A 26,472-nucleotide genomic window follows, 5' to 3' on the forward strand; every position below is an offset into this window, starting at 1 on the left:
TTTGGGATGAGTTTTTGAGGCATTTTCGCTTCTGTGATGAGGAAGATAGCGGGCTATCTGACGAAGAACAGGAGCGAAAAGAACCAAAAAATCGCCCAAAGCACACACGGAAACGGATACATCAAGTCAAGAAAAACTTTTTGGAGAAATTCAAAACAGCTTCTTACCCATTTCCGGACAATGTTTTTCAATTTTCCAGCTTCATAATTTTCACCTAATTTGGTTAGAATATCATGTTCTCTACGGTATACTGTTTGTCTGGTTAATTGTAGGAGTTTTCCTCTATCGGTAGCTGAATAGTCGGTCAATAATAGATAACAATAATTTTGTTCACTTGGAGTGAAACAAAATTGGTTGCTATATTGTAGTATGATGTCTTTTTGGTCTAATTCGTTGGCAAGGCTTCTCCAATCTTTTTCGGATAGTGTTTCTTTGGAATGTCCTTTTTGTTTATAATCTATAAGGATATGTTCTATTTTAGTGCGGGTATCTGAATGTTGTATGATTTCTTGTAAAAGAATGTCACGCTGGGCGTTTAAGTTTCTTAACTCTTTTTGTAAAGTTGCTTTTTTGTTAATATCAGATTGTTGGCAGGTGAGTTTATACTGTAATTGTTCGATTTGGATTTCTTTTTGTTTTAATTCTTTTTGAAGGGATTGATAACCCTGGTTCATCCTTTCTTTTTTCGCGTGAAAAAGTTTTATTGTTTCTTTATGTCTTTTTCGTGTAGTATATAACCAAATGGTGCATAAAATGATTCCATAGAATGATGTCTTGAAATATTCTTTGATGTCAAATACAAAAATGCCGCTTAAGAAAGGGGATAATTGATTCCAGCACCATCCGGTGATGGTTAAAGCAAGAGTGGTTATTGCGAAGAAAGTAATGGTGGGATGAGAGATTTTCTTCATAAAATAAGAAGATTGTTAGATGTAATCATAAAATGGAAGAATCTTGCATACGGGTTTTGTGATGTATGCAAGATTCTTCCTTATTTTTCTCAAATCCCGTGTGCGTTCGCTTCTTTGTTGATTTTCTTAATCAATCCCTGCAATACGGCACCCGGTCCGCATTCTACGAATTCGGTGGCTCCGTCGGCAATCATGTTTTGTACGGTTTGCGTCCAGCGTACCGATGCGGTCAATTGGGCTACTAAGTTGGCTTTGATTTCAGCCGGGTCTGTATGCGGTCTGGCATCTACGTTCTGGTAGATGGGGCATTTCGGCGCATGGAATTCCGTGGCGTTGATAGCCGCTTCCAGTTCTACTTTAGCCGGGTTCATCAACGGAGAATGGAAAGCACCGCCTACCTTCAGCGGAAGGGCACGTTTCGCTCCGGCTGCTTTCATCAGTTCGCAAGCCTTGTTGATGCCTTCGATAGAACCTGAGATGACGATTTGTCCCGGGCAATTGAAGTTGGCCGCTACACATACTTCGCCCTCCTGGCTTACCTGTGCACAGATTTCTTCCACTTTCTCGTCGGGCAAAGCGATGATAGCCGCCATGGTAGAGGGTTGCATTTCGCAAGCCTTCTGCATCGCCATGGCACGGGCGTAAACCAGTTTCAATCCGTCTTCGAACGACAAGGCTCCGGCAGCTACCAGTGCCGAGAATTCGCCTAATGAGTGTCCGGCGGTCATTTCGGGCTTGAACTCATCGCCTAAACACAATGCCGAGATAACCGAGTGCAGGAATACGGCAGGCTGGGTCACCTTGGTCTGGCGCAAATCTTCGTCAGTGCCGTTGAACATGATATCCGTAATGCGGTATCCTAAGATTTCATTCGCTTTCTCGAATAATTCTTTCGCCAGTGGAGAGGTCTCGTAAAGGTCTTTTCCCATACCTACGAATTGTGCTCCCTGGCCGGGGAATACAAATGCTTTCATATCGATTGTTTTTTAAGTTAATGTTTGGGACAAAGATAGTGATTTTAATGAAGAATGAAGAAGGAAGAATGAAGAAACAATGTTCGGCGTTAGCCAATTCCGTGCGGAGAGGGAATACATAAGCCAATTCTTCATTCTCAATTCTTCATTCTCAATTCTTCATTCTCAATTCTTCATTTACCCTTAGGGGAACCGGTGCAAAGAAATGGTTCAGCGGTCCGTGCCCTTCTCCGATATGCACGTCTTTTCCCGACAAGATACCTTGATAGACGTATGCCTTGGCTTTCCGGACCGCTTCTTCCAAGGGTTTTCCCAAGGCAAGATACGTGGCAATGGCAGAGGAAAGGGTGCATCCGGTGCCGTGCGTGTTGCGGCTTTCGATTTTGGGTGAAGAAAACAGGTGAGGCCGGTCTTCTCCTTTTATATATAGCACGTCGCACATCTCCGCCTCGTTCAGGTGTCCGCCTTTGACCAGGACCGCCTGGCTTCCGAAGGCGAGCAATTCTTTTGCGGCTTTTTCCATGTCGGGTATCGTGGCGATGCGTTTTCCCGTCAGCACTTCCGCTTCGCTCAGATTGGGCGTGATAAGGGTGGCGAGGGGCATCAGCAAGGAGGTCAGTGCCTCGATGGCATCGTCTTCTATGAGCTTGCACCCGCTGGTTGAGACCATGACGGGGTCGAGCACGATGTATTTATAATAAGGTGTAAACCTGTGCAGGGATTCGGCTATGGCACGGATGGTTCCGGCGTCATTCAGCATGCCTATCTTTACGGATATAGGTGGGATATCCGTCATAACCGCTTGGATTTGCCCTTGGATATAGGTGGGAGGCACGGCGTGGATGCCTGTTACTCCGCAGGTGTTCTGTACGGTGATGGCGGTGATGGCGCTTGCCGCATAGGCTCCCAAGGCAGAAATGGTCTTGATGTCTGCCTGTATGCCGGCTCCTCCGCTGCAATCGGAACCGGCGATGGTCAATATGCATGGGTAGTGTTTCATGTCTTTGGTGTCTGGATGATTCAGGTTGCAAAGGTAGGAAATTTCCCGTTATCTTGTTCGGACCTGCTTTAAAACGTCTGTCTGGGTGTGTGATATGTCTTATGCGGTTAGGTATGTTTTATATTCCGCCAGCCGGAACGTACATTCCACGGGCTGGAACGTATGTTCCATGGGCTGGAACGTACATTCCAGCCCATGGAATATAAAAACAAGACGGCTTTGCCGGGAAATATAGCCTGTTGGGGGATAAACAGAGCCGGCTGAAAAGCAGAATGCAAGGAGCCGGAAGCGGTCTTTTACCCTTTTTGTATCTGATACGATAAAGCAATGCATGGTTGTTGTATGATGTACGAAAACTATTTGTTTGAAGAATAATGTTTAATAACATGATAAATAATTTATGTATTTGTGTACAACGTATGCAAAAAGTGTTTATATTTGCAGTGTTCAAAGAAAAATACTCATGGAAAAGCAAACCGGAAATAACCAGATAATAGACGTTCACGTGTCGGTCGACTGCGTGGTGATAGGTTTTGATGGTGAGCAGTTCCGTGTGCTTTTAGTCCGGCAGATCGGCAAGGGTGCAGGGAGTGGATATAACGACATGAAGCTTCCGGGGAGTCTGATTTATGCTGATGAGGATTTGGACGATGCGGCCAAACGGGTGCTTACGGAATTGACGGGTTTGAAGAATATCCGGATGAATCAATTCAAGGCTTACGGTTCGAAAGACCGTACGTCGGATCCACGGGATGTGTTGTGGCTGGAACATTTTCACCGGATAACGAAAAATAAGGTGGGACGGATTGTAACCGTTGCCTATTTGTCGTTGTTGAAGATAGACCGCCGTAGCACGAATCTTTCGGCTACTTATGATGCTTGCTGGATGCCGGTATCGGAGGTGAAGGGTTTGGCTTTTGATCATTTGCGTGTCCTCAAAGATGCGCTGGTGGTTCTCCGCCATTATGTGGAAAGTTCGCCTTCGGTGATGTTTGACTTGCTTCCCCGTAAATTTACGGCAGCCCAGTTGCGCGTGCTTTATCAGCTGGTGTATGATAAAGAGTTTGATGTGCGTAATTTCCATAAGAAAATCGCTTTGTTGCCGTACGTGGTTCCATTGGAGGAAAAGGAAAAGGGAGTTGCGCATCGTGCCGCACGGTATTATCGTTTTGACAGGAAGATATATAATAAACATAAATAAACGTACTGTACTATGTATTTGTTAGGGTATGATATTGGTAGTTCTTCGGTGAAAGCCAGTTTGGTAAACGCCGGGACAGGTAAATGTGTGGCTTCGGCTTTCTATCCGAAAACGGAAGCGGAAATTATCGCCGTTCATCCGGGATGGGCTGAGCAGAAGCCGGAAATGTGGTGGGCTAACTTGAAGTTGGCTACAGAAGCTATTATGAATGAAAGCGGGGCAAAGAAAGAAGAAATTGCCGCTATCGGCATTTCTTATCAGATGCATGGCTTGGTTTGTGTAGACAAACAGCAGCAAGTGCTTCGTCCGGCTATCATTTGGTGCGATTCGCGTGCTGTTCCTTATGGGGAGAAAGCTTTTCAGACATTGGGCGAAGAGAAGTGTCTTTCGCATTTGCTGAACTCTCCGGGTAACTTTACCGCTTCGAAATTGGCGTGGATTAAGGAGAATGAACCGGATGTCTTCTCGCAGATTTATAAAATCATGCTGCCGGGCGATTACATTGCCATGCGTCTGACTGGTGAAATCTGTACTACCGTTTCTGGTTTGTCGGAAGGTATGTTTTGGGATTTCCAGGCAAACGATGTCGCTCAGTTCCTGCTTGATTATTATGGTTTCGACCGTTCGTTGATAGCTGATATCCGTCCTACTTTTTCCGAACAAGGAAGAGTGACCGCCGTTGCCGCCGCCGAATTAGGATTGAAAGAAGGAACTCCGGTGACCTACCGTGCGGGCGACCAGCCGAATAACGCACTTTCTCTGAATGTTTTCAATCCGGGTGAGATTGCCTCTACCGCAGGTACATCGGGAGTCGTTTATGGTGTAAACGGTTCGGTTAATTACGATCCTCAATCACGTGTGAACACGTTTGCTCATGTAAATCATACGGCAGACCAGACTCGTTTGGGTGTATTGCTTTGCATTAACGGTACGGGTATACTGAATTCATGGGTGAAGCGTACGGTAGTACCCGCAGGTGTTTCGTATGCTGAAATGAACGACCTTGCTGCTCAGGCACCGATTGGGGCAGGTGGTATCAGTATCCTTCCTTTCGGTAACGGAGCGGAACGTATGCTTCAGAATCGGGAAACAGGATGCTCTATCCATGGCATTAACTTTAATCTGCATACGCGCAACCATATCATCCGTGCGGCACAGGAAGGTATTGTCTTCTCGTTTAAGTATGGCATCGACATCATGAGGAATATGGGAATGGATGTACAAAAAATCCATGCCGGGCATGCCAATATGTTCCTTAGCCCGATATTCCGCAATACGCTGGCTGGAGTGACCGGTGCGACTATTGAACTTTATGATACCGATGGTTCGGTAGGTGCAGCAAAAGGTGCAGGTATGGGCGCAGGCATTTATAAGAATAATGATGAGGCGTTTGCTACCTTGGATAAGCTGGCTGTCATCGAACCGGATGCGGCTAATAAATCGGCATACGAAGATGCCTACCAACGTTGGCTGGAATGCATGCATAAGGTAGGTTTTTGAGTTTTTTAGTTCTTTAGTTTTTTAGTTTCTTAGTTTAATGCTTCTTTGGGCATTATGTGTGCATTCGTTGGTATCATCATCGTAGAGACGATGTGCACATCGTCTCTACAGAAGGTGCGAAAACGCAAGGAGGCTAAAAACTCACAAACTTAAAAACTCACAAACTTAAAAACTTAAAAACTTAAAAACTTAAAAACTTAAAAACTTAAAAACTTAAAAACTCACAAACTCAATACATTAACTTTTAAACAAATAAAACTATGGCAACAAAAGAGTATTTTCCTGGTATTGGCAAAATCAAATTCGAAGGTGTAGAAAGCAAGAACCCGATGGCTTTCCGTTATTATGATCCTGAAAAAGTCGTAATGGGTAAGAAGATGAAAGACTGGTTGAAGTTTTCTATGGCATGGTGGCACACTCTTTGTGCAGAAGGTGGCGACCAGTTCGGTGGTGGAACAAAGAAATTCCCTTGGAAAGGAAATCCTGATAAGGTACAAGCTGCCAAAGACAAGGTGGATGCCGGTTTCGAATTCATGCAGAAAATGGGCATCGAGTATTATTGCTTCCACGATGTAGACCTTTGCGATGAAGCCGATACAATTGAAGAATATGAAGCTAACCTGAAAGAAGTGGTGGCTTATCTGAAGCAGAAACAAGCTGAAACTGGCATCAAGCTGTTGTGGGGTACGGCTAATGTATTCGGTCATGCACGTTATATGAACGGTGCTGCTACCAATCCGGATTTTGATGTTGTAGCACGTGCTGGTGTTCAAATCAAGAATGCCATTGATGCAACAATCGAACTCGGCGGTAGTAACTATGTATTCTGGGGCGGACGTGAAGGCTATATGTCGTTGCTGAACACCGACCAGAAACGTGAAAAAGAACACTTGGCACAAATGCTGACCATCGCCCGCGACTATGCACGTGCTAAAGGTTTTACCGGTACATTCCTGATTGAGCCGAAACCGATGGAACCGACCAAGCACCAGTATGACGTGGATACTGAAACCGTAGTAGGTTTCTTGAAGGCCCACAATCTGGACAAGGACTTCAAGGTAAATATCGAAGTAAACCACGCTACCTTGGCCGGCCATACCTTCGAACATGAATTGTGCGTAGCTGTAGACAACGGCATGCTGGGTTCTATCGATGCTAACCGCGGTGATTACCAGAACGGATGGGATACCGACCAGTTCCCGATTGACAACTACGAACTGACCCAGGCCATGATGCAGATTATCCGAAACGGCGGTCTGGGCAACGGCGGTACGAACTTCGACGCCAAGACCCGTCGCAACTCTACCGACTTGGAAGATATCTTCATCGCCCACATCGCAGGTATGGACGTGATGGCACGTGCTCTGCTGAGTGCAGCCAAATTGCTGGAAGAATCTCCATACAAGAAGATGCTGGCAGACCGTTACGCTTCGTTCGATGCTGGTAAGGGCAAAGAATTTGAAGAAGGCAAGCTGACGCTGGAAGATGTTGTGGCATACGCCAAGACCGTAGGCGAACCGAAACAGACTAGCGGCAAGCAAGAATTGTATGAAGCTATTGTGAATATGTATTGCTGATAGTTGAATGAAGAATTAAGAATGAAGAGTGAAGAATAGGCGGATGTACCCCCGGTTCTTCATTCTTCGTTCTTCGTTCTTCATTTTTTTTGTTCTTCATTCTTTACCTTATTTGTTTTTATATCATGGATTACGCCGAAAAAGGAAGTAAAACTTATCTTTTTACGATTGTGCTTGTAGCCGTGTTGGGAGGGTTGCTGTTCGGATATGATACAGCAGTCATTTCGGGTGCGGAAAAAGGATTGCAGGCATTCTTCTTGGGAGCGGAAGATTTTGTATATACGGATGGATGGCACGGCTTTACATGTGCCAGCGCGCTCATTGGCTGCATTATCGGCAGTGCTGTTTCTGGTTATATGGCTTCGAATTGGGGCCGGAAAAAATCGTTGATATTTGCCGGTATCATGTTTTTTATTTCTGCATTGGGCTCGATGGTACCTGAATTCTTGTTTTTCGAGCATGGGGTGCCGACTTATCCGTTGCTTATCGCTTTTAATATTTATCGTGTCATAGGAGGAGTAGGGGTAGGGCTTGCTTCTGCAATTTGTCCGATGTACATCGCTGAAGTGGCTCCGTCTAATATCCGAGGTACATTGGTATCGTGGAATCAGTTTGCCATTATTTTTGGTCAGCTGGTCGTATATATGGTGAATTTCTTTATTCTGGGCGATCATACCAATCCTGTTATAGAATCTATCGGTCAGGGCATCAATGCTGTGGCTCCAGGAAGTGATCCGTGGACCATATCTACCGGATGGCGTTATATGTTTGGTAGTGAAGCTGTACCGGCAGGGTTATTTGCCTTACTGATTTGTTTTGTGCCCGAGACTCCGCGTTACCTCGTCATGGCTGGAGAAGATGACAAAGCACTTTCCGTGCTTTGTAAAATCAATGGAAAGACGGAAGGGAATAACATTCTGAACGAGATAAGAAATACCATTACGGAAAAAACCGAGAAAGTATTTACTTACGGTGTACTTGTTATTTTCGTCGGTATTATGTTGAGTGTGTTCCAGCAGGCTGTAGGTATCAATGCTGTGCTTTATTATGCTCCGCGAATTTTTGATGACATGGGTATGGCGAATCCTATGATGCAAACCATTATCATGGGTATTGTCAATATTCTGTTTACGCTTATTGCTATCTTTACGGTTGAAAAATGGGGACGTAAACCCTTGCTTATCACAGGTTCTATCGGGATGGCTATCGGTGCCTTGGGGGTAGCGTTTACTTTCGGACATGCCGGTGTGGAGCTGGTGACGATGTTGAGCATCATGGTTTATAGCGCTTCATTCATGATGTCATGGGGACCTATTTGCTGGGTGCTCATTTCAGAAATATTTCCTAATACGATTCGGGGAGCTGCTGTAGCCATTGCCGTGGCTTTCCAATGGATATTCAATTGGATTGTGAGTGCTTCGTTTGTCCCCATGTTCAATATGCAGACAAGCAATGACCCTGATTTCGGACATTGGTTTACTTATGGTCTTTATGGGGCTATCTGTATTATAGCTGCGCTGTTTGTATGGAGGCTGGTTCCGGAGACCAAGGGAAAGACACTGGAAGATATGAGTAATCTTTGGAAACGGAAACGCTGATTTCGGCTTTTCCGGACAGGAAATAATCTCAAGGAGTTAGAAGTCTTTACATTTTACTTCTAACTCCTTTTGTTTTTTTTCAGGTGAAATGCTTTTATGGCATCGTTTCTGTTATGATAAAGAAGGAGCAGTCAGGTTCTTATGTTTGATAACACTTTGCGTTGGAAAAAGAGATAAAAAATTGTTGAATATGGCCTTAATGAAATTAAAATACATATATTTGCAACTGAGATTTAAAATAATAAATTCAGTATGAATTCGAATAACAATCATGTCGTCATTATGGCAGGAGGAGTGGGAAGTCGGTTCTGGCCGATGAGTACTACTGATTTCCCCAAGCAGTTCATTGATGTTTTAGGATGTGGAAAGACGTTGCTTCAGCTTACGGTTGAACGTTTTCGTGATGTGTGCGGAGTGGAAAATATGTGGATTGTCACATCGGCGGCTTATGCAGAGCTGGTGAAAGGACAGCTTCCAGATATTAATCCCGAGCATATTTTATTAGAACCTTGCCGTAGAAATACGGCTCCATGTATAGCGTATGTGAGTTGGAAAATCAAAGCGAAGAATCCCAAGGCAAATATAGTGGTTACTCCGAGTGATCACATAGTGATGGATTTGCGTGAGTTTGTAAGGGTAGTCAATTCTGCTTTGAAGTTTACGGCCGACTCTGATGCCATTGTCACTCTGGGTATGCAGGCTACGCGTCCTGAAACAGGATATGGATATATTGAAGGTGATCTTTCTATGGCATGTCCTTCCAATAAAGAAATCTACCGGGTAGATGCATTCAAGGAAAAACCGGATTTGGAAACGGCCAAACGATACTTACAGCGGAAAAATTATTTCTGGAATGCCGGTATATTCATTTGGAATGTCAGCACCATCGTCAATGCTTTTCGGGTGTACCAGCCTACTATGTCGAACATTTTCGAAGGATTGCTGCCTTATTATTATACAGAGGTGGAACAGGAGAAAATAGACAAGCTTTTCCCTACGTGCGAAAACATTTCTATCGACTATGCCATCATGGAAAAAGCAGAAGAAATTTATGTGTTCCCGGCTTCATTCGGTTGGAGTGACTTGGGTACATGGGGATCGTTGCACGATAACTTGCATAAAGACGCTCATAATAATGTATGCATCGGAGAAAACATTCATTTGCACGAAAGCCGTAATTGCATTGTACATACTACCGAAGAAAAGAAAGTGGTGGTACAAGGACTTGACGGTTACATCGTTGCTGAAAAAAATGACCGTCTGCTGATTTGCCGCTTGAGTGAAGAACAGCGCATCAAGGAATTTGCTGCAGAATAAAAAAACACTACGGATTACACAGATAAAAAATCTGCTTATGAGATTTTATCCGTGTAATCCGCAGTGATGGATTTAGCCTTTCAGAGCGGCAAGGGCTGCCTCGTAATCAGGCTCTTGGGTGATTTCAGGTACCAGTTCGGTATAAACTACTTTGCCTTCCGGATTGATGATAACCACCGCCCGTGCCAGTAGTCCGCACAATACACCGTCAGTCATCAGTACGCCATATTTTTCTCCGAAATCGGACGTATAGCGATAGTCTGATAGTGGAATGACGTTCTCAATGCCTTCTGTCGTGCAGAACCGTCCTTGGGCAAAAGGCAGGTCTTTCGAGATTGCCAATACAATGGTATCACTCATTTGGGCTGCCAGTTGGTTGAATTTACGTACCGATGCTGCGCATACTCCTGTGTCCATGCTGGGGAAGATGTTCAGCAGGGCATATTTCCCTTTGGTGTCTGCCAGGGTGAAACTACTTAAATCCCCTTTTACCAGTGAAAAATCAGGAGCTTGCGTTCCTGTTTTTACAAATTCACCTGCCAGGGTGACAGGGTTTCCTTGAAATGCTGTTTTTGCCATATTTACTTTGTATATCAATTAAACTTCTATGTAAAGTTAACAAAAGAACCTCGATTTTGGTTGTGCAAGTTTATGCTTTTTGCTATTTTTATGTTTTTCGAATAGTTCTTTTTATTCTCCTTCTACTTTACATTCATGAAAATGCATTTCGTGTTCGGCTTTTTCACGTGGAAAGGCAAAGTAGGTACAGACGGCTTGTGTGCATACTTCGCCTGCTTCATTGGTGAGGGTTGCTTCGATGGTGATAATGTTTCTTCGTTGCTCACGGATGGAAGCGCGGATGGTAAGCAGCTTGTCAGTGGTATGTACTGGTTTCAGGTAACGGGTTTCCATTTTTGAAGTGACGCCTGCGGTTTGTAGTTTACGCATGACGACCCATCCGCATGTTTCGTCGAGCAATAAAGCCTGGATGCCTCCATGCAGTGTGTCCAGCCATCCCTGGTATTTTTCATCAGGTTTCCAGTAACTGACGATACTGTCTCCATCTTCATAAAATTCCATTTTCAGTCCTGAAGGATTTTGCGGAGCACATCCGAAACAGTTATATCCCTTCATGCCTTCCCATGGGTTGATAATTTTTTTCATAACTTTGTCAATTGATGATATAATCTGTGCAGGCGCGGTCTTGTCTGTATCCATTCAGGATTCCGGCAGCAGCCAGGTGGTCGGGGTGAATTGAATAGGCTTTCATATCTTCCAGTGTGTCAAATTCACTTTCCAGGCAGATGTCCCATTTTTCATCCGGATTGATGTTCAGTCCTACAAAGATGTGCCGGATAGTCGGTATGCGGGCCGGTAAGGCTTCGATGGCTTCTTTGAAGCGGTGCATAACGTCTTGTTTTTCGGTTTGTGTCAGTGTCTCTTTCAGCTTGAATAATACAATATGTTTTACCATGATGTAAAAGTTTTAAAATTTATGCTTGTGTCTATTGCTACAAATGTAAGTATTTTCCGGATTACGGCGATTGTTTCAAGGGGCTTTTTTCATTTCGGATTTATGGATTTTATTTTTCATGGATGTCCTCATTCAGCCAATGTCTCATTCTTGTAAATTCAAGGTATAAAATATGCTGAAAAAACGTTTTTTTGATGCGGGCAGGAGAAAAATGTGTATATTTGTGCAAATTATCCACATCTAAAAACCAGTAAAGCATGATTATCATCGGTATTGCCGGAGGAACAGGCTCCGGAAAAACAACAGTCGTAAAAAGTATAGTCGATAGTTTGCCTGCCAACGAAGTGGCATTATTGCCTTTGGACTCGTATTATAAGGACAGTAGCCATATACCTGTAGAGGAACGCCAGAACATAAATTTCGACCATCCTGATGCATTCGATTGGGAACTTTTGTCGAAACAGGTGGAGATGCTCCGGCAGGGAAAAGCGATAGAACAGCCGGTTTATTCTTATCTGACTTGTACACGACAACCTGAAACCATTCATATAGAACCGCGTAAAGTGGTGATAATCGAAGGTATTCTGGCATTAAGTGATAAGCGCTTGCGGGATTTGATGGATTTGCGGGTGTTTGTGGATGCAGATTCGGATGAACGGTTGATCCGGGTTATCCAGCGGGACGTGATTGAGCGCGGACGTACAGCCGAAGCCGTGATGGACCGGTATGTAAAGGTGCTGAAACCGATGCATCAGGAGTTTATTGAACCAGCCAAGCAATATGCAGACTTGATTGTTCCACAAGGTGGACACAACTGGAAGGCTATCGAGATACTGAAGCTATATATAGAAAAAATCATTGGCCGATGAAAACAGTTGTTTTCTGGAGTTGGATAGGACTGATATGTTGGCTGTCGGTAGCTTGTAGTGGCAGGCAGTCGGCAGGAGGTGAGGCGAATGTTGATTTGCCTGTCATTAAAGAACGTGGAGAACTGGTGGTGCTTACTGCCAACAGTTCTACTTCCTATTTCAATTATCGGGGCGAACCGATGGGATTTCAATATGAGTTGGCACAGCAGTTCGTGCAGTCGCTGGGATTGAAAATGAAGCTGAAGGTGGTGAACAATCCTTCGGAAATGGTGCGATGCCTGCTGGAAGGTAAAGGCGACCTTATAGCTTATAATCTGGATATTACACAGGCGTGGAAAGACAGTCTGATTTATTGTGGTGAGGAGAATATTACGCATCAGGTCGTAGTACAACGCAGAGGTAGAGATGCAGTGAAAGATGTGACCCAGTTAATTGACAAAGATGTGTATGTAAGTCCCGGAAAGTACTATGAACGTCTGGTTCATTTGAATGAAGAGCTGGGAGGAGGCATACGTATTCATTTGGTAGATGAGGACAGCTTGTCGACCGAGGATTTGATTACGCAGGTGGCTGAAGGTAAGATAGATTATACCGTAGCTACCAATGAAGTGGCAAAGATAAACCGTACATATTATTCTAACTTGGATATCAGGCTGGTGGTCAGTTTCGACCAGCGTGCTTCGTGGGCAGTACGTAAAACATCGCCTTTGCTTGCCCAGGCAGCAGATAAATGGCACAAGGAAAATATCAATTCACCGGAATTCAAGGCAAGTGCACGCCGTTATTTTGAACTTAACAAGCAGCCGGTGCATGGTTCTATCCTCTCGGTGAAGGATGGAAAGATATCGCATTACGATGATTTGTTCCGTAAGTATGCTAAAGAAATCGGATGGGATTGGCGGTTGCTTGCAGCATTGGTTTATACGGAATCGAATTTCAATCCGGATGTAGTGTCGTGGGCCGGTGCTAAAGGACTGATGCAGCTGATGCCTGTTACGGCTCATGCTATGGGGATTCCAAGGGGCAAGGAGCAAGACCCGGAAGAGAGTATCAAAGGAGGGGTAAAGTATATAGCCCAGTTGCAGAATATTTTCCGGAAGGTGGATGACAAGGATGAGCAGGTGAAGTTCGTATTGGCGGCTTACAATGCAGGAGCAGGACACATAACCGATGCCATGGCTTTGGCGAAGAAATATGGAAAAGACCCTTATCGGTGGGAGCACCATGTAGACCATTATATCTTGCTGAAGAGCAATGAGGAATATTATCAGGATCCGGTTTGTAAAAACGGTTATTTCCGTGGTACGGAAACTTATAATTTTGTGCGTGATGTAATGGGGCGTGCCGACCTTTACAAAAAGAAAATCAAAAGGTAAACATCATTTGAATTGTTCGATGATTTGGTTTAGTTCATGGATGTTCACAAATCCGCTTTGTCTCCATAGCTGTTTGCCGTTTTTGAATATCATAAGTGTAGGCACAGAGTGTACTGCATAATGCTGGGCTATTTGAGGATTCTTGTCGATGTTTATTTGGATAATCCGGATGGCATCTCCTTGCATTGCTTTCAGTTGTTTCAAGATAGGTGTCATAGCCTTGCAAGGTGTACACCATTCTGCGTAGATGTCTACCAGTACAGGAGTGGATGATGTAACTAAATCTGCAAACGTTTCCATAATCGTAATGCTTTTAGTGGGTCATAGTCTGATTGGGCGAATGTATCTGTTATTATAACATTTCCGGTTCTTGTTTTGTTCGGTAGGAACCGGGGATTTTTTGATAAAGATGAGGCACGACCCGGAAAGAGAATGTTCTTCTTTCCAAGTCGTGCCTCGTCTTTGTATATAAAAAGGTTTATTTCTTGCTCGGATTGTAACGGGCGTTCAGTCCTTCAACAATTTCATCGGTGATGTTGAATGCGTCGTCTGCATACAGCAGATTGTCGAATCCGGTATTGCTGATAATCAGGCTATATCCTTTGTCTTTGTTATAGATTTTCAGGAATGAATTGATGGAGTCGCGCAATTGCAAGCTGTTCTTTTGGTTTTCTGTCTGTAGTTCGTTGGTTAATTTTTCTTGCAGTTCTTGCAATTTCTGCTGTTTTTGGACAATACGTACTCTTTCTTGTTCGGCACGCTCTTGACTTACAAAACCATTGTTTTCCAATTTGCGTTGGAATTCGCGCATATCGTTGTCCAAGTCTTTGGCTTTTTCGTTCAAGGTAGTACGGATATTTTCCTCCTTCTGAATCATCTGTTCGTTCAGGTCGTTCCAGAACTTGTATTTAGTCAGCAATGAGTCTATTTCGACGTATGCTATTTTCATACTTCCCGGTACGGTAGCTGTAATTTCCGTCGAGTTTCCATTCTCTGCTTTCTTGTCAGTGCATTGTGTGAACATCAGCGCAAGAGCCAATGCCAAAAATCCATTCAGGACATACTTCATTTTTTTCATCATGTTTTTTTCAGTATCTTAGTTATTAATTGTTTTCCTGTTCTTTTCCGTTAGGCATACGTTCGGCAATGGCATGCGGATTCGTTTGCCTTGCCTCGCGATCTTGCGATTGTACGCACCCGATACCCTTCCTACGCAACGCCTTGTTGCCGCTGACGTGGGTATTAGGGAATTTTCCGTTTTTTGTAAAGAGTATCTTTACAGAGAATAGTGCTATGCTGATAGCAACTATTAACACAGTAAAGAGGATAGTCTTAAGCATTTCTATTAATTTTGTGCTGCAAAGATATACTTTTTGTTATCGAAATTGGATGTTTGTCCTTGAAAAAAGCGGGGAGTATCCTCATTAATTCGTATTTTTAACTTATTTTTACGGAAGTAGAAAAATAAACACTTGATTTATGGAGAAAAAAGATTTGAAACCTGTTATTGTCTTCCAATATTTTGAAGAAGTGTGCCAGGTGCCTCGTCCTTCCAAGAAGGAAGAAAAAATAAGAGCTTATCTGTTGGATTTTGCCCAGAAGCACGGGTTGCATGCCCGGACCGATGATGCTGGAAATGTATTGATAGAGAAGCCGGCTTCGCGGGGCAAGGAGAATTTGAAAACGGTAATTCTCCAGTCGCACATGGATATGGTGTGTGAGAAAAACAAGGATACACAGCATAACTTCGAAACCGACCCGATAGAAACATATATTGACGGGGAATGGTTGAGAGCCAGAGGAACCACGTTGGGAGCCGATAATGGAATCGGAATGGCAGCCGAACTTGCCTTGCTGGCTTCGGATGATGTGGAACACGGACCTGTACAATGCTTGTTTACGGTGGACGAAGAAACAGGACTGACCGGTGCTTTCGCTTTGAAAGAAGGTTTTATGAAAGGGGATATCCTGATAAACCTGGACTCGGAGGATGAAGGGGAGTTATTTATCGGTTGTGCCGGAGGGGCGGGTACAACAGCGGTATTTCCTTGCCCGATGACGCATGCACCCGAAGGATATTTCTTTTTCCGTGTAGTTGTAAAAGGACTTACTGGAGGCCATTCGGGGGATGATATAAATAAGAACCGTGCGAATGCTAACAAACTGTTGAACCGTTACTTGGTGCAACTGATGTGGAAATACGACCTGCGTCTGTGCGAGATAGACGGAGGGAATCTGCATAATGCCATTCCGCGCGAGGCTTATGCTGTATGTGCAGTCCCGATGGAAAACAAGGAGTCGGTGCGTGTGGACCTGAACGTGTATTTGTCGGAAGTGGAAAACGAATATGCTGTAACTGAACCTAATTTGCAGATGGACCTGGAATCGGAAGCACCTCGTGCGGAAGTGATGGAAGTTGCTGACATGAAGCGTTTCTTGCTTTCTATTTATGCTGTGCATAATGGAGTGTATGCCATGAGCCAGGACATTGCAGGATTGGTAGAGACTTCGTCTAACCTGGCTTCGGTGAAACAAGGAAAAGGGGAACTGACAGTGGTGACCAGTCAGCGCAGTTCCATCCTTTCTTCGCGTGAGGATATGTCGATGATGGTAAGTGCAGCATTTTTGCTGGGTGGTGCTTCTGTTTCAACAGGTGACGGATATCCGGGTTGGAAACCCAATCCTTCTTCAGAAATATTGCACATTGCCGTAGAGAGTTACAAGCGCTTGTTTGGAACAGAACCGAAAGTAAAAGCCATTCATGCCGGATTAGAGTGCGGATTGTTTTTGGAGAAGTATCCTTCGTTGGATATGGTATCGTTCGGACCTACTTTGCGTGGCGTGCATTCGCCCGATGAGCGCATGCTGATTCCTACAGTAGATAAGTTCTGGCGTCATCTGCTGGATGTTTTGGCACATATTCCTGCGAAATCTTGATAAAAAATGATTGCACACCCATGGCACAGGCACACGTAAGTTCATATAGGTTTACCGGATGCCGTATCGGCAGGAAAGTAAATAGAATCAGGGGCTTTTTATGTTTGTCTGTGTTAGGTGTGTGCTTTTTCTGTTTGCGGGTCAGTGCACAGGAATCTTTTCGGGTGATGCACTATAATGTAGAGAATTTCTTCGATTGCCGTGATGATTCCTTGAAACAAGACGAAGAATTCTTACCACATGCCGTCCGTGGATGGAACTGGAACCGTTATCATGCAAAGATGAATAAGATAGCCAAGGTGGTGTTGGCTGCTTCGAGTAATCAGGTTCCTGATTTGGTAGGACTGTGTGAGGTGGAAAATGCCTATTGCCTGGATGGACTGACCAGGTATTCGCCTTTGCGTGATGCCGCTTATCGGTATGTGATGACTGATTCGCCTGATGAACGTGGCATTGATGTAGCTTTGCTTTATCAGCCTGCTACGTTCCGGTTGCTTGGTATGCAGTGCATCCGTATTCCTTCTTTCCGTATCGGGCGAAAGCCTACCCGTGACTTGTTGCATGTAAGCGGGCGTGTCATTTCAGGCGATACCCTTGATGTATTTGTTTGTCATTTTCCTTCCCGTTCTGGCGGAACAAGGCAAAGCGAACCATACCGTTTGTTTGTTGCGGATGTATTGCGTCATACGGTCGATTCGTTGCTCTCCGTACGTCAATCCCCTTACCTTATTATAATGGGCGATTTCAATGATGAACCGTCCAGCCGTTCAATATCCCAAGTGCTGGGGGCACAAACGCCAGAAGAGGAGAATGATGTCTCATCTTTTCTTCTTTATAATTTAATGGCGGGAAAAGAACCCGGAACTTATCGTTACCGTGGAGAATGGGGAGTACTCGACCAGTTCATCGTTAATGGCAGTATGCTTCTTCCTTCAGCCTCACTTCATACCGGTACTGCGGAAGCCCATGTGCTTGACTTTCCTTTTTTGCTTGAAGAAGACGAACGATATGGAGGTATTACTCCTTTTCGCACTTACAAGGGGATGAGGTATCAAGGCGGATACAGCGATCATCTGCCCGTATGTCTGGATATCCGAATCAGATACTGATTCCCATAATATAGTCGTTCATATAAAAGCCGTTGCCGATGTGCGTGTCTTCTTCACGTACTTTTTCCATTCCCATGTGTTGGTAAAATCCAAGAGCCGGATTTTCCCGGTTTACGTTCAATTCCATTCGGCAGGGAGCCGGATGCAGTTCCTTGATACCCTTGATGGCCTGTTGGAACAGGAGTTTGCCTAGATGACTTTTTTGGTAATAGGGAATCACATAGATTTTCTGTAAGTGATACAGGTCTTCCCCTTCGGGTTGGATGGATACGTAACCTGCAGGCTCGCATTCTTCGTAGGCAATATAGTAGATGTGCCCTTCTTCTGTCATTTGTTTTTTCAGATTTTCGGGCGAATACATCCAGTCCATCATATAGTCGATTTGTTCCGGAGTCAGGATATCTTTGTAAGTGGCGGGGAAGACCTCTTTTGCCAATTGGTTGATTAAGTGAATGTCTTCGAGTGTAGCTTTTCTGATTGTAAACATTGTTCTTGATTTTTCTTACAAAGTTATTGTTTTTGCTTGAAAAAGAAGAATAAAGACAGGATAAATTCTGTTTCAAAAAGTATGATTGCATACTTTGTTTTGTTAAAAGAGATAAAATAAAAGTACTATGTAATACAAGGTATTTATATAATACATATATTTGTGCCATACAAAGAATTAAGGAGGAATGACAGATGAATGTTGATAATGTGAAATCTCAAATGCGCAAAGGGATGCTTGAGTATTGCATCTTATTGCTGCTTCATCGGGAGCCTCTGTATGCATCGGATATCATCCAGAACCTGAAAGAAGCAAAACTGATTGTGGTGGAGGGTACTTTGTATCCGTTGCTTACACGCCTGAAAAATGATAATTTGTTGTCGTATGAATGGGTGGAATCCACGCAAGGACCTCCACGGAAATATTATCGCCTCACTTCCGAAGGGGAAGAGTTCTTGAAAGGGCTGGAAACGGCATGGGACGAACTGGCGGCTACGGTAAATCATTTAAGAACGAAACTAATAACCTGTAAAGACAATGAAAAAGACACTGACTGTTAATTTGGGTGGAACCGTTTATCATATAGACGAGGACGCCTATATTTTGCTTGACAATTACTTGAATAATCTTCGCTATCATTTCCGGAAAGAAGAAAGTGCCGACGAGATTGTACGTGATATGGAAATCCGCATTTCGGAGTTGTTTAATGAATACCTTGCCGGAGGCATTCAAGTCATTACCGTCGTGCAAGTGGAAGAGGTTATCGCCCGTATGGGAAAACCTGAAGACCTGAGTCCGGATGAGGAAGAAACGGCCGAGAGAAAGACCGATGAATCGTTGCAAGGAGTGCAACGGCGCTTGTTCCGTAATCCGGACGACCGTATTCTGGGCGGTGTACTTTCGGGATTGGCTGCTTATTTCGGCATCGATTCTACTCCTTTACGTATTTTGTTGCTGATATTAGGCTTTATCCTGCTCAGTGTGGGAGGATTTTTCCCGTTGATGTTGGCATATATTATCATGTGGATTATTATTCCCCAGGCACGCACCGCCACCGAGAAACTTCAGATGCGAGGTGAACCCATCAATATGGAGAATATCGGGCGGACAGTGACCGACGGGTTCGAACGGGAAGGCGATAAGATACGTTCTGCCGGGTCTCGTTCGTTGCTGGCACGTTTTTGCGATGCTGTGATACAAGTGGCAGGTTTCCTCATCAAGGTAGTGCTGGTATTGGTTGCCATTTGTTGTGTGCCGGCATTGCTTGTCGGGCTGGCTGTAGCCTTTGCATTGTTGATGGCTGCCACGGGAGTATTGGCAAGTACGCCTGCCCTGCTTTATTATGCATTGCCAGAAGTGGATTGGAGCATGCTGACTACGAGCCCTGCTCCTGTTATCGGGCTCGCAGTCTGTGCACTGTTGGTAATAGGCATTCCCGTAGTCGGTTTGTTGCAGGTTATCTTGCAGAGTTTCAAGGTCTGGCGTCCGATGGCTACGGGAGTCAAGGTGACTCTGATATTGTTATGGATTATAGCGGTAGCAGTAGGTTCATTCTTTGTGTTCCAGCTTCCCTTTGTTATCCATAGTGTCACCGACTGGGTTTGAACTTTGTGCCAGTCTGTATACAGTTTCCTATTGTAGAAAAGTATGACGTTCCATTTCTATTCCACCCGAACGGATGATTACTTCGTATGGCAGGTTGTCACCGTCTGGGTGGAATGAGAGAGGCAGTATAAGTTCGGATACTCCGTAAGGTTCCAGGCTTTCTACAGTACCTCGTGCTATGGTTTTATCGTTCAGGCGCACTTCAACTTCAGCTGGTTGTGAGGTAGAAAGTCCGAAGTTTTCCACTTTTACTTTCAGGGTTCCTTGCGAGGAGTCGTATTGTGGGCGGCGTGCCGAGAGAAGGGCAGGAGTATAGTTGACATAGGGCAGGTAGGCATAGCCGAACAGTAACTCACCTTTTGTTGTGTGTCCAATAAGTTTGGGCGCAAATTCGTCGGGAGTGATACCGCTTCCTTTTCCGTCAAAGGTCACTATCAGGTCTTTTCCGTCTTTGCGTGTCTTTACTGGCAGGCAACCTCGTCCGTAATTGACTTCTGTGTATGCACCGAAACGGAGGGACTGAATGTCTATGTCTGTTTGAGGATTGAATCCCGGTTCGGCCTGTATCCGTACTTCAATACGTCGGGTAGAGTCATCAATGGGTCGGGTGTTGAGTACCGAAAGCAGTATTCCTTTGTTGAGTGGGATACAGATGTTTTTCGATGAATGCCGGTCACCTGGAAGATCATTCCATTTAATGGTATCGATGACTGCAAAATTCATTTGTATGGCTCGTCCGTTGTGGTCTTGGAAAACTTTCGGTCGTTCGTATTTGAACCAATGCTCTATTTTTCCATCGCGATGGAAAGATACGCCGGGCATGTAGGCTTCGCCTTGTTCCGTTACCCAGTGTATGCCGTCTTTCGAACGTTGGTAATAGGCTATGCGTCCTAGCCAATCGTTGACAATCAGGTGATACTGTAGGCTGTCTTTCCATACCACTGGGTCTTCGAATTTGCCTTCTACAGCAGGATAGACCCGTTTGCCTGTCAGTTGCCGGTAAGGGGAGATGCCGTCGCGGCTAATCCATACACCTCCACCACGGCATACCATCAGGCGTGAGCCGTCTTGCCGGCGGGCAAAGGTGAGGTTGGACAATCCTTCGATGATTGGTCGGTCGCGTGGGTCGAAATCAAATTTCTGGTAATACCATATCGGGCTATCTTCATTTGTTGCGATGTAGTATCCGTCGATAACATAGACTACGATACGTCCGTCGTCCAGTCGGAAGGCTTCAGGGTTATGCCCTTTCCCGATAGAGTTCTGGATGTGATAGGGACCGGTCAGTTTATCGGAGGTGGCGTGAAAGACGGTCGAATTAGACCAGAACATGTGTCCTTTGGGTGAGTTTTCCGGCCATCCGCATACATATAGATGATACCGTTTGTCGGGAGTCTGGAGGATATTGCCTCCCCAAAAAGAGATGTCTGGCAGTTCGATGCCGTTGTCTGTATATCGGTTCTGCACGCTGTCTGTTCCCCATGTCTGTTTTCCTTGGGTTCCTTCAGGCATGGCAAGGAAGCGGTCCATAAACCTGGCTCCGGGAACCAGTTGTTGCCATTCGGCAGGACGTTCGCGTTCGACGGTTTGTGCATAGGTGCTGGTGCTGTATGCTAGTACAGACAGTCCCAGGAGTATTTTGGTTGCGATGTTTTTCTTCATATTCTTCTGTGTTTGGTTTTAGTATATTAGTTTAAAGTATTCTGTCTTTTCGATATCAGATAATTCTTTCCGGCATGAAAGATTCCGTTGATAATGTTATTGGAACGTGTAAGCAGTTTCTTAATACTTAAAAAGGTCATATCAATCACTGCTTTGAGTAATGATACGACCTTTTTTGGCTGATTTCATCGACACTGTTTGTGTCGCGGAATTTACGCTGTTTGTATGTATCCAATCGGCTTCTGCATTGGTTTACAAGTCTGTCTTGTTATTGTTTTTCCAGTGCGAAGCCTAGCTGCAGGCCGTCGTATTCGTCCAGCAAGGAATTGGCGGTGCTTACCACCGAATTGGAGGAATTGCTGCTTAAGGCACTGCCTATTGTCTGCATCAGCGACATGACTTTGTCTGCCTTAAAAAGCAGGCTCATCTTCTTGGGAGCCAGTACATTCTGCGAAACGATGGCGTTAAATTTCAATCCCAGTTTTGTCTTCAGTTGCAATTCTTTCGTTTCACTGTCATACGTATAGGTTCCAGATGTGGTACGCCCTTTTACTGTCGAGGTGTAGGTACCATCGGAATTGAAGGTGTATGAACATCCTTCTGTAAAGCCCAGCTTTTCCAGAATGCCAGTCATCTTCTCTTCTACTTTCTTTGACGCTACTTCGCCTCCCGCTTTTGCCAACAGATTGTCACTGGTAAACTTGCAATCGGGTCCCGTATAATTCCACGTGCCTTCTATCGACCACGAAGCAAGGTCGCTTCCTTTTCCTTCCGTTATCGCATTGGCTACTCCGGAAAGAATCGATTTCCAGTCTTGTGCCTTGGCTGTGCTGCAAAATACAAAGCATAAGGCAAACACCAACATTCCTTTTATGAAATTGTTCTTTTTCATTTTGTTCATCCTTTCATTATTCTAGTATGGCAGAAGTCACAGTGTACAGCAAAACGACTCCGTGACTCTGTGATGAAAAGGAAAATCAACAAGCTTTGAAGCTCATATCCAATCCTTTTACCGAATGGGTCAACGCACCTACCGAAATGAAGTCGACACCACATTCGGCATAATCACGAAGAGTATCAAAGGTGATGCCTCCTGATGATTCGATTTCGTAGCGTCCTCCTACCATTTCTACAGCTTTGCGTGTGTCGGCAGGCGTAAAGTTATCCAGCATAATGCGGTCTACACCACCCAAGTCGAGCACTTGTTGCAGTTCGTCGAAGTTCCGTACCTCGATTTCTATCTTCAAATCCTTTCCTTTCTCCTTGCAATATTCTTTTGCACGCAAAATGGCCTTGTCGATTCCTCCGGCGAAATCTACATGGTTGTCTTTCAGCAGAATCATATCGAAGAGACCGATGCGGTGATTCACTCCGCCACCGATTTTTACTGCCATCTTTTCCAGAATGCGCATGCCCGGAGTAGTTTTACGCGTATCCAGTACGCGGGTTTTTGTGCCTTCCAGACGCTCTACGTATTTATGGGTCATTGTAGCGATGCCGCTCATGCGTTGCATGATATTCAGCATCAGACGTTCGGTTTGCAGAAGCGACTGCACTTTTCCCGATACTATCATGGGTACATCTCCCGGTTTCACATGAGCACCGTCCAGAATGAACACTTCCACTTTCAATGTCGGGTCGAAACGGCGGAATACTTCCTTTGCCACTTCAATGCCTGCCAGTATGCCTTCTTCTTTTATCAGCAGCTTCGATTTTCCCATAGCATCGGCTGGAATGCACGATAATGTAGTGTGGTCGCCATCACCTATATCTTCGGCAAACGACAAGTCGATAAGCCGGTCAATCAAATCTTTTACAATTTTCTCGTCCATATTCGTTCTGTTTTTTTATTGTACTATCAAATCGGGGCAAAGGTACGGATTTATTCATACCTTTGCAAAAAGAAAATGTTTAAAACCCGATTAAAGATTATGAAATTTGTACTATTGGTTGTAGGAAAGACAGTAGAGAAACATTACATTTCCGCCATAGGTGATTATGTGCAGCGGATAAAGCATTATATTCCGTTCGACATTGAAGTGATTCCGGAACTGAAGAATACCAAGAGCCTTAGTACCGACCAGCAAAAAGAAAAGGAGGGCGAACTGATACTGAAAGCACTCCAGCCTGGAGACGTGCCAGTCTTGCTTGATGAACACGGCAAGGAGTTCCGCTCGACAGAATTTGCCGCTTGGATAGAACGCAAGATGCATTCCGTCAAGCGGTTGGTGTTCATTATCGGAGGTCCGTACGGGTTCTCGCCTGCCGTCTATCAGGCGGCGCAAGAAAAACTTTCACTTTCGAAAATGACTTTTTCGCACCAGATGATACGTCTCATCTTTGTCGAGCAATTATATCGTGCGATGAGCATCCTGAACAACAGTCCGTACCACCACGAATAGATGGATACATATTACTGTTTTTACAAAGTCAAACGGCTGCCCAGTCTGGGACATCCCAGTCCTCCCTCAATCCCATATTGCTAGGACTGCAGTCCTAAGCTTACTAGGACTGGAGTCCTGACCTATCGGGACAGCAGTCCTGACTGCACGGGACTTTTTACGCAATCCAATGGCTTTAATTATGCAGTTTGCCGCATCCTGCAACGCAGCCTACTGTATCCGAATTACCTCTTCATTCCCCGTATCACGTCTTTTGTGGCGGCATCTACCCGGTACGACTCTACGATTTTCTGTAATGCCTTGTTGTAAGTGAAGTTGTCCAACGAATTTTGTTGCAGGTATGCCATCGTCTGTTGGGGGAATTTCACGAAGCAGACAGAGAGTGCCCATGCCACTCCCATCCGTACGTAATAGCCTTCGTGACGGATAGCATTATATAAGGAGAGAAGTTCGCCGATGTGCTCCTCGTCGATGAAGAGCTGCATCGCCATCACCACTCCGAAGCGGATTTCATACTCGCCCTCGGCTTGCATCCAAGTCTTCAGGTACTCCCACAGCCGTTCTTTGTTCGTTTCGACGAACCGCTTTCCTCCTCCGAACTTGAACGTGTCGCATACCGACCAGCTGTTGATGTTCCATACAAAACGGGTCACTCGGTGGAGGTACACCTCGATGTCGGCATCGGGACGGATGCAGCCCAATACCATTCCATGCAACATCCGCTCTTCCATATAATAGGTGTCGGCGGTGTCGAGATACGTTTCCCAATCGCTTTTGGCGATGCGTGCCGCCAGTTTCCGCAAGTGGGGCACACGGATACCCAACACATGTTCCACGCCCGGATTCAGGCTTTCGGTAAACTTTTTGTTCCCTTGCTCTGCCAACCGGAGCAGATGCTCTTTGATGGTCAAGCCTTCGAGTCTGTATTCTTCCATATCTTTTGCTTTGTTGTCATATTTCCTGCAAAAATACGCATTGCTATCCCCATAAGTAGGTATTTAACATCTTTTTTTACCTAAAAGTAGGTATTGCCGCTATAAAGCAAGCTCCATACCTTTGCGGTAGTTAAAAATCAACAAAAGATAAAGAGAAATGAAAACAACGAAACTCCTATTCTCACTCTGTCTGGCGATGCTTGCCCCGCACGCTTTCGCTACAGGTGAAGCGGAACAGACAAGTAAAGGCAATGCGGACATAACCGCAGAGAGCGCATCGGAAACGGTCAAGACAGAAAAGAAGAAATCACGTTTCACCATCGGCGGTTATGGTGAGGCGGTGTATAGCCGGAACTTTTATAGCGACAATTATTTGCGCTATGACAGTCCGCAGGATTATAAAGACGATAAACACGGACGTTTTGACCTGCCACATGTTGTCCTGATGTTAGGATATGATTTTGGCAAAGGCTGGTCAATGGGGATGGAAATCGAATTTGAACACGGAGGTACAGAAAGTGCCGTTGAGATAGAAGAACATGAAGGAGGTGAATACGAAACCGAAGTGGAACGTGGAGGTGAAGTTGCCCTCGAACAATTTTGGATCCAGAAATCTTTCTGTCCGGAGTTCAACATTAAATTAGGGCACATGGTCATCCCGGTAGGTGCTACGAATGCCCATCACCTTCCTACCGAATTCTTTGGTGTATATCGTCCGGAAGGTGAAAATACCATTATGCCTTGTACGTGGCATGAAACCGGATTAAGCATTTGGGGACGTGCAGGAGATTGGCGGTATGAAGCTATGTTGCTTCCTGGACTTGACTCTGACCGCTTTAATGATAAGGAATGGATAAAAGGCGGTGCCGGAAGTCCTTACGAATTCAAGATAGCCAATGCTATGGCTGGTGCTGTCCGTGTAGATAATTATTCGGTAAAAGGCCTTCGACTTTCTGTAAGCGGATATGCCGGAAACACATTCAGCAATACGCTGAAGAAAGCGACCAATGCCATATACGACAATGTAAAGGGAACAGTATTAATCGGTTCATTTGATTTTCATTACAACGACCATAACTGGGTGGCACGTGGAAATTTCGATTATGGACACTTGTCGGATGCTGCTTTGATAACCCGTTATAACCAAAGTTTCTCCAATGACTCGCCTGCGAAAAAGAGACCCGTAGCTACATCAGCAATTTCTACAGGGGTAGAAGTGGGCTACGACTTATTTGGCTGGCTTGGCAAAAAACAGCAAGAAAAAGGACGCAAATTCTATCTTTTCGGTCGTTATGAATATTATGATTCAATGTATAAAACGGAAGATGCAGTGACTGATTATGAAGAATATGGACGGCAACGCATCGCTTTCGGTGTCAACTACTATCCGATGAAAGACATTGTACTGAAGGGGGAATATTCATTGGGTATCCTTAAAAGCAAATTTAATAATGAACCTGCCGTCTCATTGGGAGTAGCATATTCCGGTTTCTTCAATTTGTAAAATCAAAAACAAGATACAAACAAAACACTAATTT

Annotated in this window: 27 protein-coding genes; 14 read left to right on the forward strand and 13 right to left on the reverse strand. The window is 44.7% G+C overall.

Going from position 1 to position 26,472, the window contains the following annotated elements; translation table 11 throughout:
* The coding region (locus B5F78_RS17555) for a hypothetical protein (protein ID WP_206421919.1) at positions 1-218 on the forward strand (218 nt) is incomplete at its 5' end.
* A gap of 782 nt (positions 219-1,000) precedes the next feature.
* Here the strand turns inward: B5F78_RS17555 and fabD are convergent.
* A complete protein-coding gene (gene fabD, locus B5F78_RS04600) occupies positions 1,001-1,885 on the reverse strand; it encodes an ACP S-malonyltransferase (RefSeq protein ID WP_013618893.1) in 885 nt (294 codons plus the stop codon).
* 151 nt (positions 1,886-2,036) lie between these two features.
* On the reverse strand, positions 2,037-2,885 hold the full coding sequence (gene thiD, locus B5F78_RS04605) for a bifunctional hydroxymethylpyrimidine kinase/phosphomethylpyrimidine kinase (RefSeq protein WP_022039392.1): 849 nt from the start codon (positions 2,883-2,885) through the stop codon (positions 2,037-2,039).
* A 463-nt stretch (positions 2,886-3,348) separates the two neighbouring features.
* Between thiD and B5F78_RS04615 the strand changes: the two genes are divergently transcribed.
* From B5F78_RS04615 to B5F78_RS04635, 5 genes are all read left to right on the forward strand, one after another.
* Positions 3,349-4,086, forward strand: a complete 738-nt coding sequence (locus B5F78_RS04615) for an NUDIX hydrolase (RefSeq protein ID WP_087249623.1) — start codon at positions 3,349-3,351, stop codon at positions 4,084-4,086.
* Between the two features lie 12 nt (positions 4,087-4,098).
* Entirely contained in the window at positions 4,099-5,586 is a 1,488-nt protein-coding gene (locus B5F78_RS04620; RefSeq protein WP_022039389.1) for a xylulokinase, read from the forward strand.
* Positions 5,587-5,846: 260 nt separating this feature from the next.
* Positions 5,847-7,163 carry a xylose isomerase gene (gene xylA / locus B5F78_RS04625; RefSeq protein WP_022039388.1) on the forward strand — a complete coding sequence of 439 codons (1,317 nt, stop codon included), beginning with the start codon at positions 5,847-5,849 and terminating at the stop codon, positions 7,161-7,163.
* 125 nt (positions 7,164-7,288) lie between these two features.
* Positions 7,289-8,761: a D-xylose transporter XylE gene (xylE, locus tag B5F78_RS04630; RefSeq protein ID WP_022039387.1), complete on the forward strand. Its 1,473-nt coding sequence runs from the start codon at positions 7,289-7,291 to the stop codon at positions 8,759-8,761.
* 252 nt (positions 8,762-9,013) lie between these two features.
* On the forward strand, positions 9,014-10,078 hold the full coding sequence (locus tag B5F78_RS04635; RefSeq protein WP_022039386.1) for a mannose-1-phosphate guanylyltransferase: 1,065 nt from the start codon (positions 9,014-9,016) through the stop codon (positions 10,076-10,078).
* 72 nt (positions 10,079-10,150) lie between these two features.
* On the opposite strand, the gene tpx is transcribed toward B5F78_RS04635, so the two are convergent.
* The 3 genes from tpx to B5F78_RS04650 form a co-directional block, all read right to left on the reverse strand.
* On the reverse strand, positions 10,151-10,657 hold the full coding sequence (gene tpx / locus B5F78_RS04640) for a thiol peroxidase (protein WP_022039385.1): 507 nt from the start codon (positions 10,655-10,657) through the stop codon (positions 10,151-10,153).
* 111 nt (positions 10,658-10,768) lie between these two features.
* On the reverse strand, positions 10,769-11,242 hold the full coding sequence (locus B5F78_RS04645; protein WP_022039384.1) for a PaaI family thioesterase: 474 nt from the start codon (positions 11,240-11,242) through the stop codon (positions 10,769-10,771).
* Between the two features lie 7 nt (positions 11,243-11,249).
* Complete coding sequence (locus B5F78_RS04650; RefSeq protein WP_022039383.1) at positions 11,250-11,552, reverse strand: Dabb family protein; 303 nt, start codon at positions 11,550-11,552, stop codon at positions 11,250-11,252.
* Between the two features lie 257 nt (positions 11,553-11,809).
* Between B5F78_RS04650 and udk the strand changes: the two genes are divergently transcribed.
* The gene (gene udk / locus B5F78_RS04655) at positions 11,810-12,421 is read left to right on the forward strand and encodes a uridine kinase (RefSeq protein ID WP_087249625.1); all 612 of its coding nucleotides are present in this window, start codon (positions 11,810-11,812) and stop codon (positions 12,419-12,421) included.
* A complete protein-coding gene (locus B5F78_RS04660; RefSeq protein ID WP_087406150.1) occupies positions 12,418-13,797 on the forward strand; it encodes a transglycosylase SLT domain-containing protein in 1,380 nt (459 codons plus the stop codon). Before udk ends, B5F78_RS04660 begins: the two co-directional genes overlap by 4 nt.
* 3 nt (positions 13,798-13,800) lie before the next feature.
* On the opposite strand, the gene trxA is transcribed toward B5F78_RS04660, so the two are convergent.
* The 3 genes from trxA to B5F78_RS04675 all read right to left on the reverse strand — a co-directional run bounded on the left by trxA (position 13,801) and on the right by B5F78_RS04675 (position 15,137).
* Entirely contained in the window at positions 13,801-14,097 is a 297-nt protein-coding gene (gene trxA / locus B5F78_RS04665; protein WP_022039380.1) for a thioredoxin, read from the reverse strand.
* Positions 14,098-14,275: 178 nt separating this feature from the next.
* Complete coding sequence (locus B5F78_RS04670) at positions 14,276-14,875, reverse strand: OmpH family outer membrane protein (protein ID WP_022039379.1); 600 nt, start codon at positions 14,873-14,875, stop codon at positions 14,276-14,278.
* A gap of 25 nt (positions 14,876-14,900) precedes the next feature.
* On the reverse strand, positions 14,901-15,137 hold the full coding sequence (locus B5F78_RS04675) for a hypothetical protein (protein WP_087398208.1): 237 nt from the start codon (positions 15,135-15,137) through the stop codon (positions 14,901-14,903).
* 139 nt (positions 15,138-15,276) lie between these two features.
* Between B5F78_RS04675 and B5F78_RS04680 the strand changes: the two genes are divergently transcribed.
* Positions 15,277-16,734 carry an aminoacyl-histidine dipeptidase gene (locus B5F78_RS04680; protein WP_087398209.1) on the forward strand — a complete coding sequence of 486 codons (1,458 nt, stop codon included), beginning with the start codon at positions 15,277-15,279 and terminating at the stop codon, positions 16,732-16,734.
* A 20-nt stretch (positions 16,735-16,754) separates the two neighbouring features.
* Entirely contained in the window at positions 16,755-17,843 is a 1,089-nt protein-coding gene (locus B5F78_RS04685; protein WP_443104468.1) for an endonuclease/exonuclease/phosphatase family protein, read from the forward strand.
* Here B5F78_RS04685 and B5F78_RS04690 read toward each other — a convergent pair.
* Positions 17,833-18,330: a GNAT family N-acetyltransferase gene (locus B5F78_RS04690; protein WP_087249633.1), complete on the reverse strand. Its 498-nt coding sequence runs from the start codon at positions 18,328-18,330 to the stop codon at positions 17,833-17,835. The genes B5F78_RS04685 and B5F78_RS04690 overlap by 11 nt on opposite strands.
* Positions 18,331-18,524: 194 nt before the next feature.
* On the opposite strand from B5F78_RS04690, the gene B5F78_RS04695 reads away from it, so the two are divergent.
* Both B5F78_RS04695 and B5F78_RS04700 read left to right on the forward strand, forming a co-directional pair.
* Positions 18,525-18,890: a PadR family transcriptional regulator gene (locus B5F78_RS04695; protein ID WP_022039374.1), complete on the forward strand. Its 366-nt coding sequence runs from the start codon at positions 18,525-18,527 to the stop codon at positions 18,888-18,890.
* On the forward strand, positions 18,868-19,935 hold the full coding sequence (locus B5F78_RS04700) for a PspC domain-containing protein (protein WP_022039373.1): 1,068 nt from the start codon (positions 18,868-18,870) through the stop codon (positions 19,933-19,935). The genes B5F78_RS04695 and B5F78_RS04700 overlap by 23 nt, the downstream gene beginning before the upstream one ends.
* A 27-nt stretch (positions 19,936-19,962) precedes the next feature.
* On the opposite strand, the gene B5F78_RS04705 is transcribed toward B5F78_RS04700, so the two are convergent.
* From B5F78_RS04705 to nadC, 3 genes are all read right to left on the reverse strand, one after another.
* The gene (locus tag B5F78_RS04705) at positions 19,963-21,597 is read right to left on the reverse strand and encodes a glycoside hydrolase family protein (protein ID WP_204502351.1); all 1,635 of its coding nucleotides are present in this window, start codon (positions 21,595-21,597) and stop codon (positions 19,963-19,965) included.
* A gap of 268 nt (positions 21,598-21,865) precedes the next feature.
* Positions 21,866-22,489: a DUF4923 family protein gene (locus B5F78_RS04710; protein WP_087249659.1), complete on the reverse strand. Its 624-nt coding sequence runs from the start codon at positions 22,487-22,489 to the stop codon at positions 21,866-21,868.
* A gap of 85 nt (positions 22,490-22,574) precedes the next feature.
* Positions 22,575-23,429, reverse strand: coding sequence for a carboxylating nicotinate-nucleotide diphosphorylase (gene nadC, locus B5F78_RS04715; protein WP_022039369.1), 855 nt, complete (start codon positions 23,427-23,429; stop codon positions 22,575-22,577).
* 99 nt (positions 23,430-23,528) lie between these two features.
* Here nadC and rlmH point away from each other — a divergent pair, with 99 nt between their 5' ends.
* Positions 23,529-23,999 (forward strand): 23S rRNA (pseudouridine(1915)-N(3))-methyltransferase RlmH, encoded by a 471-nt coding sequence (rlmH, locus tag B5F78_RS04720; protein ID WP_087406151.1) that lies wholly within the window; start codon positions 23,529-23,531, stop codon positions 23,997-23,999.
* A 224-nt stretch (positions 24,000-24,223) separates the two neighbouring features.
* On the opposite strand, the gene B5F78_RS04725 is transcribed toward rlmH, so the two are convergent.
* A complete protein-coding gene (locus tag B5F78_RS04725) occupies positions 24,224-24,934 on the reverse strand; it encodes a DNA alkylation repair protein (RefSeq protein ID WP_087406152.1) in 711 nt (236 codons plus the stop codon).
* A 157-nt stretch (positions 24,935-25,091) separates the two neighbouring features.
* On the opposite strand from B5F78_RS04725, the gene B5F78_RS04730 reads away from it, so the two are divergent.
* The gene (locus B5F78_RS04730) at positions 25,092-26,438 is read left to right on the forward strand and encodes a hypothetical protein (protein ID WP_087406153.1); all 1,347 of its coding nucleotides are present in this window, start codon (positions 25,092-25,094) and stop codon (positions 26,436-26,438) included.
* The last annotated feature ends 34 nt before the right edge of the window (positions 26,439-26,472 follow it).

This window comes from Bacteroides sp. An279, assembly GCF_002159615.1.
Classification (GTDB): Bacteria; Bacteroidota; Bacteroidia; order Bacteroidales; family Bacteroidaceae; genus Phocaeicola; species Phocaeicola intestinalis.

What these genes read in the sequence shown, in the direction of transcription:
- fabD (WP_013618893.1), bottom strand. Translation starts at nt 1,885, where the DNA reads ATGAAAGCATTTGTATTCCCCGGCCAGGGAGCACAATTCGTAGGTATG.
- thiD (WP_022039392.1), bottom strand. Translation starts at nt 2,885, where the DNA reads ATGAAACACTACCCATGCATATTGACCATCGCCGGTTCCGATTGCAGC.
- B5F78_RS04615 (WP_087249623.1), top strand. Translation starts at nt 3,349, where the DNA reads ATGGAAAAGCAAACCGGAAATAACCAGATAATAGACGTTCACGTGTCG.
- B5F78_RS04620 (WP_022039389.1), top strand. Translation starts at nt 4,099, where the DNA reads ATGTATTTGTTAGGGTATGATATTGGTAGTTCTTCGGTGAAAGCCAGT.
- xylA (WP_022039388.1), top strand. Translation starts at nt 5,847, where the DNA reads ATGGCAACAAAAGAGTATTTTCCTGGTATTGGCAAAATCAAATTCGAA.
- xylE (WP_022039387.1), top strand. Translation starts at nt 7,289, where the DNA reads ATGGATTACGCCGAAAAAGGAAGTAAAACTTATCTTTTTACGATTGTG.
- B5F78_RS04635 (WP_022039386.1), top strand. Translation starts at nt 9,014, where the DNA reads ATGAATTCGAATAACAATCATGTCGTCATTATGGCAGGAGGAGTGGGA.
- tpx (WP_022039385.1), bottom strand. Translation starts at nt 10,657, where the DNA reads ATGGCAAAAACAGCATTTCAAGGAAACCCTGTCACCCTGGCAGGTGAA.
- B5F78_RS04645 (WP_022039384.1), bottom strand. Translation starts at nt 11,242, where the DNA reads ATGAAAAAAATTATCAACCCATGGGAAGGCATGAAGGGATATAACTGT.
- B5F78_RS04650 (WP_022039383.1), bottom strand. Translation starts at nt 11,552, where the DNA reads ATGGTAAAACATATTGTATTATTCAAGCTGAAAGAGACACTGACACAA.
- udk (WP_087249625.1), top strand. Translation starts at nt 11,810, where the DNA reads ATGATTATCATCGGTATTGCCGGAGGAACAGGCTCCGGAAAAACAACA.
- B5F78_RS04660 (WP_087406150.1), top strand. Translation starts at nt 12,418, where the DNA reads ATGAAAACAGTTGTTTTCTGGAGTTGGATAGGACTGATATGTTGGCTG.
- trxA (WP_022039380.1), bottom strand. Translation starts at nt 14,097, where the DNA reads ATGGAAACGTTTGCAGATTTAGTTACATCATCCACTCCTGTACTGGTA.
- B5F78_RS04670 (WP_022039379.1), bottom strand. Translation starts at nt 14,875, where the DNA reads ATGAAAAAAATGAAGTATGTCCTGAATGGATTTTTGGCATTGGCTCTT.
- B5F78_RS04675 (WP_087398208.1), bottom strand. Translation starts at nt 15,137, where the DNA reads ATGCTTAAGACTATCCTCTTTACTGTGTTAATAGTTGCTATCAGCATA.
- B5F78_RS04680 (WP_087398209.1), top strand. Translation starts at nt 15,277, where the DNA reads ATGGAGAAAAAAGATTTGAAACCTGTTATTGTCTTCCAATATTTTGAA.
- B5F78_RS04685 (WP_443104468.1), top strand. Translation starts at nt 16,755, where the DNA reads ATGGCACAGGCACACGTAAGTTCATATAGGTTTACCGGATGCCGTATC.
- B5F78_RS04690 (WP_087249633.1), bottom strand. Translation starts at nt 18,330, where the DNA reads ATGTTTACAATCAGAAAAGCTACACTCGAAGACATTCACTTAATCAAC.
- B5F78_RS04695 (WP_022039374.1), top strand. Translation starts at nt 18,525, where the DNA reads ATGAATGTTGATAATGTGAAATCTCAAATGCGCAAAGGGATGCTTGAG.
- B5F78_RS04700 (WP_022039373.1), top strand. Translation starts at nt 18,868, where the DNA reads ATGAAAAAGACACTGACTGTTAATTTGGGTGGAACCGTTTATCATATA.
- B5F78_RS04705 (WP_204502351.1), bottom strand. Translation starts at nt 21,597, where the DNA reads ATGAAGAAAAACATCGCAACCAAAATACTCCTGGGACTGTCTGTACTA.
- B5F78_RS04710 (WP_087249659.1), bottom strand. Translation starts at nt 22,489, where the DNA reads ATGAAAAAGAACAATTTCATAAAAGGAATGTTGGTGTTTGCCTTATGC.
- nadC (WP_022039369.1), bottom strand. Translation starts at nt 23,429, where the DNA reads ATGGACGAGAAAATTGTAAAAGATTTGATTGACCGGCTTATCGACTTG.
- rlmH (WP_087406151.1), top strand. Translation starts at nt 23,529, where the DNA reads ATGAAATTTGTACTATTGGTTGTAGGAAAGACAGTAGAGAAACATTAC.
- B5F78_RS04725 (WP_087406152.1), bottom strand. Translation starts at nt 24,934, where the DNA reads ATGGAAGAATACAGACTCGAAGGCTTGACCATCAAAGAGCATCTGCTC.
- B5F78_RS04730 (WP_087406153.1), top strand. Translation starts at nt 25,092, where the DNA reads ATGAAAACAACGAAACTCCTATTCTCACTCTGTCTGGCGATGCTTGCC.